Genomic DNA, 3654 nt, shown 5'->3' with positions numbered 1-3654 from the left:
GCCGCCCCAGGGGGGCGGGTCGGCGCTGCCCGGCGTGCCGCCGGGCGGGACTTAACTCGAATGTACGGACGAAATTAAAACAAGGGTGGCTACGTCACCAAGGCGATTTCGTAAGCGGCTCACTCAACCACCGTTTCCGAGAGAAATTAGACACCCCAGCCCAACCCAATCAATCCCCAAGATCGGCGAACAGGTTGTCGTCTTCCAGGAAATCCAGGCGGCTTTCCTCGACCGTGCCGGCGTTGATGTCGCGCACCTCGACCCGGCCGCCGCCATAGCCCACGATCACGCAGTCGCAGATGTCGATGAACAGCCCGTTCTCGACCACGCCGGGCATCTGATTCAGCACCATCGCCATCTGGCGCGGTTCGCCGATGCGGTTGAGGTGCAGATCGAGGATGTAATTGCCCTCGTCCGTCACAAAGGGCGTCGCGCCGTTCATCCGCAGGGTCGAATTCCGGCCCAGCACGTCCAGAGAGATCAGCGTTTCCTCGACCAGGGCCTGGGTGGTCTGCCAGCCGAAGGGGATGACCTCGATCGGCAGGGGAAAGGCACCTAGCGTATCCACCTGCTTGCCCACGTCCGCGATCACGATCATCTGGTCGGACGCGGTGGCCACGATCTTTTCCTGCAGCAGCGCGCCGCCGCCGCCCTTGATCAGGTTCAGCCCGCCGTCGAATTCATCCGCCCCGTCAATGGTCAGGTCCAGCCACTTGGCCTCGTCCAGGGAAATCACGTCGATGCCGACTTCCCGGGCCAGCTGTGCGGTGCGGGCCGAGGTGGGGACACCCTTGATCTTCAGACCGTCCTCTCGCACCAGTTCGCCCAGACAGCGCACCATCCATGCGGCGGTCGAGCCGGTGCCCAGACCAACCCGCATCCCGTCCTCGACATAATCCACGGATCGCTTGGCCGCGACATACTTGGCCTTGTCGATGGGTGACAGATCTCCGGACATGGGCGTGCTCTCCTCTGGGGTGTCTCGCTTATAGGGCGCAGGGTGCCGAAGGGCGAGATGGAATTGGTCGGCCCGGTCGCGCATCGCGTTCCTGCGCCATGGCGACGGCGCAGGATTGTGCGACATCGCACAGCCAGGCCCCCGCTGCCTGCCCGACTGCAAGGGTGACCGGCGTTTTCGCGCGGGCGAGCGTCGTTTCCGGTGGTGTGTCCGCGCCGTTATCGGTCAGGATCATGGAAGAAACCAAAGGACTGCCCCATGTTCCTGTCCATTTTCGATGTCTTCAAGATCGGCGTCGGCCCGTCCTCGTCCCATACCATGGGCCCCATGGTGGCGGCGGCGCGGTTCCTGGACCGGCTGCGGGCCGCGCCCTTCTCGGCCTCGGGCCTGCGGGCGACGCTTTACGGATCGCTGGCCTTCACCGGCAAGGGCCATGCCACCGACCGCGCTGTGATCCTGGGCCTTGCGGGGTTCCGCCCCGACACCTTCGACCAGGAGGCCGCCGAGGCGACCCTGGCCGAGATCCACAAGACCCGGCAGATCACCCCGGCGGATCTGCCCACGCTCAAATTCGACCCCGAAACCGACCTGCGGTTCGATTTCGATGCCCCCCTGCCCGGCCACGCAAACGGCATGACGATCGAGGCGCTGGACAGCCAGGGCGACGTCATCCTGTCCGAGATCTATTATTCCATCGGCGGCGGCTTTGTCCTGACCGCGGATGAACTGGCCGCCGGCACCGCCAGCGACGAAGGCGCGCCGGTGCCCTTCCCCTTCAAGTCGGCCGCGGAGATGCTGGAGATGGCGCGCAGCTCGGGGCTGAGCATCGCGCAGATGAAGGAACGCAACGAGGTCGCGCGCAGTGGCGGCGGGGCCGCCGCGCTGAAACAGGGCAGCCTGCGGATCTGGCAGGTGATGCGCGATTGCATGGACCGGGGGCTGGAGACCGAGGGTATCCTGCCCGGCGGGTTGAACGTGCGCCGCCGCGCCCCGGCGATCCGTGACCAGCTGATCCGCGATCGCGGGCTGAACCTGGCCGCGCCGCATGTGGTCAACGACTGGATCGCCATCTACGCCATGGCCGTGAACGAAGAAAACGCCGCCGGAGGACAGGTGATCACCGCGCCCACCAATGGCGCCGCCGGCGTGGTGCCCGCGGTGATCCGCTATTACCTGGACCATGTCCCGGGGGCAGCCGAGGCGCGCGTGCCCGATTTCCTGCTGACCGCCGCCGCGATTGCCGGGCTGGTCAAGTTCAACGCCTCGATCTCGGGTGCCGAAGCCGGGTGCCAGGCCGAGGTGGGATCGGCCTCGGCCATGGCGGCAGCGGGGCTTTGCGCCGTGATGGGCGGCACGCCCGAGCAGATCGAGAACGCCGCTGAAATCGCGCTGGAACACCACTTGGGCATGACCTGCGACCCGGTGAAGGGCCTGGTGCAGGTGCCCTGCATCGAACGCAATTCCCTGGGCGCGATCAAGGCGGTCAGCGCGGCATCGCTGGCGCTGCGCGGCGACGGCACGCATTTCGTGCCCCTGGATGCGGCGATCGAAACGATGCGGCAGGTCGGGCGCGACATGCATGAAAAGTACAAGGAAACGTCACTTGGCGGCCTGGCCGTGAACGTGCCCAACTGTTGATCCCCGCGCCGGCGCATCCCTGCAGAGGCGGGTATGTCGCGCCGAGCGCGCCCTTCGGGCTGGACCCGCAGGGGGCACCCGTGATCTTCATGTCTGACCCGAATTGACAGGAAAAGACATGTCCGAAGACCGCCCGGTTCTGGGTATCATGCTGATGCTGGGCTTCTGCCTTGTTGCGCCCCTAAGCGATGCGACCGCGAAACTTCTGGGCCAGCCCGAGCTGGGCCAACCCGTGTTCCAGGTGGTGCTGCTGCGGTTCACCATGCAGGCGCTGTTCCTGGTGCCGCTGGCCTATCTGCTGCGCCGTCCCTTTGCCATGTCGCGGCGGGTCACCTTCTTTGTCTTCCTGCGTACCGTGACCCATGTGGCGGGGGTCGGGCTGATGTTTGCCTCGCTCCGGTTCCTGCCGCTGGCGGAAACCATCGCCATCGCTTTCGTGATGCCCTTCATCCTGCTGCTGCTTGGCTGGCGTTTCATGGGGGAAGAGGTCGGCTGGCGGCGCCTAAGCGCCTGTGCGGTCGGCTTTGTCGGCACTCTTCTGGTGATCCAGCCCAGCTTTGCCCAGGTCGGCTGGCCCGCTCTTCTGCCGGTCCTTGTCGCCTTCAGCTTTGCGTTCTTCATGCTGGTGACCCGGCGGATCGCCAAGGAAACCGATCCGATCGCCATGCAGGGGGTCAGCGGCGTGATGGCCGTCGCCCTGCTGCTGCCGCTGGCCGGAGTTGGCGCGGCGCTGGATCTGCCCGGGCTGAGCTTCGCGGCGATCCCAGACAGCGCGATCTGGCTGTACCTGGTGCTGGGCGTGCTGGGATCCTTCGGTCACCTGCTGATGACCTGGTCGCTGCGCTATGCGCCTTCGGCCACGCTTGCCCCGATGCAATACCTGGAAATTCCGGCGGCCACGATGATCGGCTGGGTGGTCTTTTCCGACCTGCCGAACGGGCTTGCCTCGGTCGGGATCGCGATCACCTGCGGCGCGGGGCTTTACGTCATCCTGCGCGAGAGGGCCATCGCGCGTCAGACCGTGACAGCGCCGCAAGCAGCGGGCGGAGGGCCGGGCG

3 protein-coding genes are annotated in these 3654 nt (G+C 66.1%); 2 read left to right on the top strand and 1 reads right to left on the bottom strand.

Going from position 1 to position 3654, the window contains the following annotated elements; genetic code table 11:
* Positions 1 to 169: 169 nt before the first annotated feature.
* Positions 170 to 958, bottom strand: a complete 789-nt coding sequence (gene rpiA, locus ACEQXV_RS08670) for a ribose-5-phosphate isomerase RpiA (RefSeq protein ID WP_370268778.1) — start codon at positions 956 to 958, stop codon at positions 170 to 172.
* Positions 959 to 1216: 258 nt separating this feature from the next.
* Here rpiA and ACEQXV_RS08665 point away from each other — a divergent pair, with 258 nt between their 5' ends.
* Both ACEQXV_RS08665 and ACEQXV_RS08660 read left to right on the top strand, forming a co-directional pair.
* Positions 1217 to 2596: an L-serine ammonia-lyase gene (locus tag ACEQXV_RS08665; protein ID WP_093446941.1), complete on the top strand. Its 1380-nt coding sequence runs from the start codon at positions 1217 to 1219 to the stop codon at positions 2594 to 2596.
* 118 nt (positions 2597 to 2714) lie between these two features.
* Positions 2715 to 3654 (top strand): DMT family transporter (locus tag ACEQXV_RS08660; protein ID WP_370268776.1); only part of this gene is annotated, 940 nt, incomplete at its 3' end.

This window comes from Nioella sp. (assembly GCF_964229645.1).
Taxonomy (GTDB): domain Bacteria; phylum Pseudomonadota; class Alphaproteobacteria; order Rhodobacterales; family Rhodobacteraceae; genus Nioella.
This window is presented reverse-complemented; position numbering and strand designations above follow the sequence as displayed.